The 6,158-nt window shown below is 41.8% G+C and carries 6 protein-coding genes and 1 pseudogene; 6 read left to right on the top strand and 1 reads right to left on the bottom strand.

The window, feature by feature from the left end:
* The coding region (locus tag MiSe_RS34830; RefSeq protein WP_226588820.1) for an IS66 family transposase at positions 1–368 on the top strand (368 nt) is incomplete at its 5' end.
* 94 nt (positions 369–462) lie between these two features.
* Here the strand turns inward: MiSe_RS34830 and MiSe_RS34825 are convergent.
* Positions 463–1,118: pseudogene (locus MiSe_RS34825) on the bottom strand (IS1 family transposase).
* A gap of 414 nt (positions 1,119–1,532) precedes the next feature.
* On the opposite strand from MiSe_RS34825, the gene MiSe_RS34820 reads away from it, so the two are divergent.
* The 5 genes from MiSe_RS34820 (at position 1,533) to MiSe_RS34800 (ending at position 5,974) form a co-directional block, all read left to right on the top strand.
* Positions 1,533–2,105: a hypothetical protein gene (locus MiSe_RS34820; protein ID WP_226588816.1), complete on the top strand. Its 573-nt coding sequence runs from the start codon at positions 1,533–1,535 to the stop codon at positions 2,103–2,105.
* A 178-nt stretch (positions 2,106–2,283) separates the two neighbouring features.
* The gene (locus tag MiSe_RS34815) at positions 2,284–3,147 is read left to right on the top strand and encodes a hypothetical protein (protein WP_226588813.1); all 864 of its coding nucleotides are present in this window, start codon (positions 2,284–2,286) and stop codon (positions 3,145–3,147) included.
* 378 nt (positions 3,148–3,525) lie between these two features.
* Positions 3,526–4,104 (top strand): hypothetical protein, encoded by a 579-nt coding sequence (locus MiSe_RS34810; protein ID WP_226588809.1) that lies wholly within the window; start codon positions 3,526–3,528, stop codon positions 4,102–4,104.
* 11 nt (positions 4,105–4,115) lie between these two features.
* A complete protein-coding gene (locus MiSe_RS34805) occupies positions 4,116–5,348 on the top strand; it encodes an ABC1 kinase family protein (protein WP_226588806.1) in 1,233 nt (410 codons plus the stop codon).
* A 119-nt stretch (positions 5,349–5,467) separates the two neighbouring features.
* A complete protein-coding gene (locus tag MiSe_RS34800; RefSeq protein WP_226588804.1) occupies positions 5,468–5,974 on the top strand; it encodes an SRPBCC family protein in 507 nt (168 codons plus the stop codon).
* Positions 5,975–6,158: the final 184 nt, after the last annotated feature.

Here is a 6,158-nt window from a genome sequence, read left to right as displayed (position 1 = left end):
GTGGATTATACCGTAACAGCCACCGCATGGTACAAAGCGCCCTGGCAGACTTGTTTGGTGTCTCAATGTCCTTGGGAACAGTAAACAAACTGAGGCTGGAAGCAAGCAATGCCGTTGCAGATTGTGTGGATGAAGCAAAAGGTTACATCCAACAACAAGAAATTGTTGCTGCGGATGAAACAGGCTTCAATCAAGCCAATATCGACGGTTGCAATCCTCAAAACAGACAAGCTTGGCTGTGGGTAGCGGTTACACCTCTGGTCACATTTTTTGAGATTGCACTGACTCGTTGCACTACTGCGGCTAAAAACCTTTTGGGTGAAAACTTTACAGGAATTTTGGCGTTGCATCCCTGCGGGATGATTTAGGACTTTTTCCTCAGTTTTGAAGTTGGCTATCTAAGAGCGATCGCCTAATCATCTAACCAGAAGATTAAACTTAAATTATCTGATAAATATTTTTCTATTTCAGGTAATAAATAAGGAGTTTAATTGATAAAAATAACATCTCCTCTGATTTAGAATAACAAAAAGTTTTTCGATGTAGCCGGGCTAAATAATGTCGCTTGCGACTATTCTCTCCTTCTACTCTTGTCATCGAAGTTTTACTGATAATCTGGTCTCCATCAGGCAGAAATTTTGGATAAACTTTATATCCATCTGTCATCCAAAAATAACACTGCCAATGCTTAATTTTTTTCCATAATTTGGCAAATTTTTTTGCACTTCTATCTCCAATTACATATTCTAGAATCCATATCTCTTGTCTAAAGCTGTCCAAACCCAGAGCTTGTTTTTTTTGACCGATAAATGTTTCTAATTCATCTAGTTGACCAACTTCAGGAATCGGGTAATTACTATTACTATCTGGTAACTGATTACCTACCTTTTTGACCCAACGGATGACTGTGTTATGATTCACTTTAGTAATTCTTTCAATAGCTCTAAATCGATTGCCATTTAAGTACATAGTTAAACATTCTTCTTTGACTTCTTTAGGATAGCCTAATTGAGAATAAAATTAAATAAATTGACGACCTTCTTACATTGGTAATTTTGTTTACCTCTTCTATGACCATTTTTTCTCACATTATTACAACCACATTTTGGACAGTTCATCTTGATTTCTTTCCAGCAGCGATTGCCGCATAAAAATTTTCTCCTTCATTTTACATCATCCCCCAGAGATGCAACGCCCCACCAGCAGTAGCAAAAGATCCTCCTCTTCCTACAGATATTGTAGAACTTCAAAAAGAACAACAATTAAGGGCCAATCCAGATTGGATTAGTTATCTATATCAAGATAAAAAACTGGCAGGTGGAGTTCCTTTTATTCTCAGATTTTCAAACAATCAAAGCGGAGTTGTTTATACCCGAAATATTACACCTGACCACGATACAGGACTTGGAAATTGGTCTGAAGAGGAAATTATTAATGTAATTCGTACTGGAAAACGCAAGGATGGCTCTGCGCTAGTCCTGTTTCCTCCTCACACTTTATATAAAAATTTAGCCTTAGAAGATGTTAAGGCATTGGTTGCATATCTGAAGAGTCTTCCTCCTATTCATAACTCGATTCCAGAACGATCATTACCTTTCCCAGTGCAGGCTGTTTCAGATGTATCTCATCTGGAAAAAGCACCTAGAGGTAGAAATCGTCAGAGAGCAGAATATTTGATGCAGAGCTTAGTTGACTGTAGAGAATGCCATTCTTATCATGGTAAGGACGGTAAACTCGTAGAATTTGCAGGTGGAGATCCATCTGATCCCTTTCAAGGTACTTTTCGTCTGGGTCCAGACCTTCCACTACGTTCAGAGGAAAAGGGGTTTGCCGCTTTCCCTTATCCTGGTTATGCCGTCCTATATGGCAGCAATCTGAGTGATTTTGGCAAAGGGGGCAAACTTGGTGAAGTCTCAAGGAAAAAAATCGTCAAGGCTTTCCGTGAAGGAATTGATCCTGAACCCGATAAGTATGCTCGTCCTCATCCTTTGGCTTATGTGATGATGTGGCATTTTTACAAGGATATGTCGAACGATGATGCCTATGGGATTGCAGACTATCTCAAATGCAGACTATCTCAAATCCCTGAAGCCTATTCCCCATGAGGTTGAACCCAATCTCGTTTATTACGGCACAGACTGGGAAGCTGCTTTTGAAAGGGTGTTTGGGGAAAAACCATCTGCCAATGATAAGGCAATTTTTGGCAAAACAGGTTCATAGCAACACGTCAATTTTAAGGAGGTCAATATGGCAATTGAAGTAAATATCAACATATCATAAAATTTGGGTTATACCGCTACCGATACTAGTTCAGATCTAGCCGATATTTGTGATAAACATGAGGAATTGTTGCGGCAAATGGGAGATGAAATTTCTCCATTTCCAGATTCAAAAATTGGTGTATACCTGAGTCATTTCAGGATATCCATAGAGTTTTTAAGAGAAGAGATGGCAGGCAGAATTATGTCAGTCGTTTCGCCAATGGCAATCCAAAGTGTTTCATGGGGAAAACCTTTTATTTACGAGGTATCTTCCTCTAACCATCAAGTTCAGATACCTGTGCCAAGTAATTCGACTCTAGCGAATACAATCTCCGAATCGGATTTTCTTAATCGTCCACCGAAATTTTTTCAAAAGGGTAAAGAGACAATTTGGTTGCAAATTCTTAATCTTGATGCACGAATGGACAGTGAGATCGGCCCTATTCGCATAATTCTTGGTGAGACATTAAAACGCGAACATCCTGATATTTTCAAACCATCACTTGGTGTAGCACAATCTCTGGGACGCAAAGGGTTCCCCGCTATGTTATTTTTTAACCCTTATGCGCTGATCGAAACACCATTGGGTTCATTTAGGGCAATTCATGGAACTCTTTCTTATGGTCGTGTCACAGCCTTTCCACCTGTTGGCACCCCTGTAAGTATCTGTGAATGTATCCCATTGGAGCACATTGATGAAATTAGAGAAATGATGAGCAGCCTTTCTCTAACTAGTGTTCCTACCTCTGTACAAACAACTCAACCCTTAGCACGTATTATTGGTCTATCTCATCCAATTGATATGGAACTACAAGTTTCAGGGGAAGAGGCATTTAATCTTGTTGAGCGCTGCATTGAATATGGAAGTTCAGACCGAGGCAGTTAGGCTCTCTTGGATATTTGGTGTAAAATGTTCGCAAGTGTTACAAACTCTGGGAAGATGGGTTACGACGGCTCGATCGTTTCTCCTTACGTTTCAAGGCTTAGTGCCGTCTAACCTATCCTACTGGATAGACACAGCTAATTTAGTGCATTAGTTTAGGATAGACAATACCCACCAAATAAGAGAATTATTGAAAATCTATTGCCTCATTTTAGCTGTGTCTATCCACTACAATTATTGATAAAATTTTCTGATCACCATAACCCCAAGAGATCCGGCAGTTAATTGTTCATAGACTCAAGAGTAGGCCATGTATCTATACTCGTATTTTTGTTCAACTATATCTTAAGATTAGCCAAACCTTAATTACAGGAGAATCTAATGACATACTCACTTGTAAAGGATATCTCAGAACTGAGAACCCCGATGGTAAACCCAGTCGATATGCCGCTTTATACGATCCATATGGGACCCGAATTCACGTCAACGTGGATGTTCGGTCCCTCAGGCGCACCTGCCATACCAGCCGGATTCTTTGGCCCCGGATCAGATCCATGGGTTGGGTCAATCTCATGTGTTGGAGTTCCATTAGATCCAAGCAGTTCTACTCCAACTGCCGATATGGTTGTTAGGCACGAGATGGTAGAGTGGATTCCCAATCCAGAAAAGAGATTTGGTCCCGCTGAAATTCCAAAAAAATTCACTCTTCGCTGTGAGATGGTTCAGTTATCAGAACGAGGAACTGAGCCTATCACTGTTACATATGATGGCGGCAATCGACCGGAACAGCGGGATGTTGTCGTAAAATTAGCTAAGAATCACCCAGGTGGTGGACGAATCGAGATAACCCATATTAATTCAGATGGAAATGGTGGCCTTGCTGACATTGAAATTGCAGTAAAAGTTGCATTTCAGTTTAGTAATGGAGGCAAATTTATTGAGGCGGAGTCGAAATGCTAATTATAAGGTTCTTGAATGTCTTTCTTATTATTGGATTTGGAGTCATTCGCTACGTTACAGCTTTCTGTTTCCAGGCACTTTGCGGCAGGCAGCCAACATTACATGGATGTTTTGTAAATGAACTTCCAATTATTTGTGAACGCCTTGGTGGTGCGTTTCCAAAAGTGGGACAGATTCTTGCTACCAGGACAGACCTTTTGCCTCTGGATGTATGCGAGGCATTGAGTCTTTTACAGGATCAAGTGAAGGCTCTCAGTCCAATCACAACTAAGAGGATTCTTGGCAAAGACAAACTCTGTCAAAATATCAAGGACATTGATTTCGCTCCGATCGCCAGCGCCACCATCGCCCAAGTGCATAACTGTATCCGCATTGATGATGGTCGAGAAGTCGCTCTTAAGATAATGCGACCAGGTGTGCAGAGGAAACTTGAGAGTGATTGCCAGATTATTCAGTTCTTTGGACGATTTATCGCAAGATTGCCTGCGATGCAGAGTATTCCTGTGAAGGATGCCTTGAAAGAAGCTAGTGATATCCTGATCGGTCAGACTGATTTTGCCCGTGAGGCATCGAATTTAAAGCGACTCTATTCAATCTTTGCTAATAGTAATGATGTTGTCGTACCGTTGCTTCACGAGGATCTCTGCACACCAGAAATTCTGGTGATGGAATTTATTCCAGGTTTGCGAAAGTTGAGCGATCCGGCATTGTCAGAACAGGTCGCCAGAAAAGCTCTTACTGTTGGAGTGCGCGCACTTTACACCATGATCTTTAAGGAAGGGTTCATCCATTGCGACATGCATCCAGGCAATGTCCTGGTAGCTCCGGATGGTCGATTAGTTATTTTAGATGCAGGATTTATGGTTCAGCTTGATGACTCAACCCGTCGCAGTTTCGCTAAATTCTTTCTGTCCATCGCTTTCCGTAATGGCAGCACCGCAGCCCGCATTGTGCGGGAAACTGCTCAGTACCTGCCTCCCAGTCTCGATGTCAAAGCGTTCGATGATGATATCACCAACTTGATCAAACAAGTAGGGGGGCTGCAAGCCAGGGATTTTCAGGTTGTAGGTTTTGTCGGAGAATTGTTTGCGATCCAGCACAAGCACGGTATCTACGGCACTAATCAATTCACGCTTACAATTCTCTCTCTGCTAGTTTTTGAAGGTGTAGCTAAACAGCGGTTCCCCGATCTCAACTTCCAGCAAGAATCTGTGCCGTTTGTGATGGCAGCATTGGCAAGATAAGTAAGACTCGAAAAGAGCAATCCTGGAGAAGTCAAGCAGTCAAAGCTTGGATAGTATGTATTCATGATTCCCTGTCTTATGCAGGAGTTCATACTCTGCGGCTATAAAAAACAAAAATCATGAATAGCCAATCGAAATTACCTTGCATAGAACACGTTGTTTACATTAAGGTCTCCCCTGAGAAAGTTTATAAAACACTCACAACTGGAGAGGGGTGGGACTCGTGGTTTACTCAGGGAACTACTGTCAATCCTAGACCAGGTGGCAGCATTCAACTACGTTGGAAGAATTTTGGAGCAGGCCATTGGACAACTGAAGACGGTGGAGCCGTCCTTGAAGCTGAAACCAATTGTAAATTTGTTTTTCAGTGGTCGCCAGGGGAGAATCCAACAACGGTTGTTATTACCCTCAAGCAACTTGGAGAGGGTACTTTACTTAAGCTAGTTGAATCGGGATACTCCCCCTCAGATACAGATTTTCAAGCTTGTCTTGGTTGCGCTATTGGATGGGGTGAGGCTTTAACTTTATTGAAGTTTTATTTGGAGTACGGAGTTACCTATGGAGAAGTACCTTATGAAGACGGAATTGCCTCCCCGCCGCTACCTGAGAAGCTTGAACTTACCTAAATCAGATAAAACAAACTGAGCAATATCAAAGAAACAATGGTGCTCCGTTTCCAGTAACGTTAGTGATTAGTAGCTTGATATAGCGGTTTCTGATCGGATGAAGTGCAGGAGAAGCATTGCTGGATAAGCGTTGTAGGCATCTCTATGTACCTCACGCCAGCGAAAACCGCTATAGATGCATCAA

Origin of the sequence: Microseira wollei NIES-4236 (assembly GCF_020521235.1) — a bacterium.
Taxonomy (GTDB): Bacteria; Cyanobacteriota; Cyanobacteriia; order Cyanobacteriales; family Aerosakkonemataceae; genus Microseira; species Microseira wollei.
Note: the sequence above shows the minus strand (reverse complement) of the source record. Positions and strands in the feature narration are given on the sequence as shown.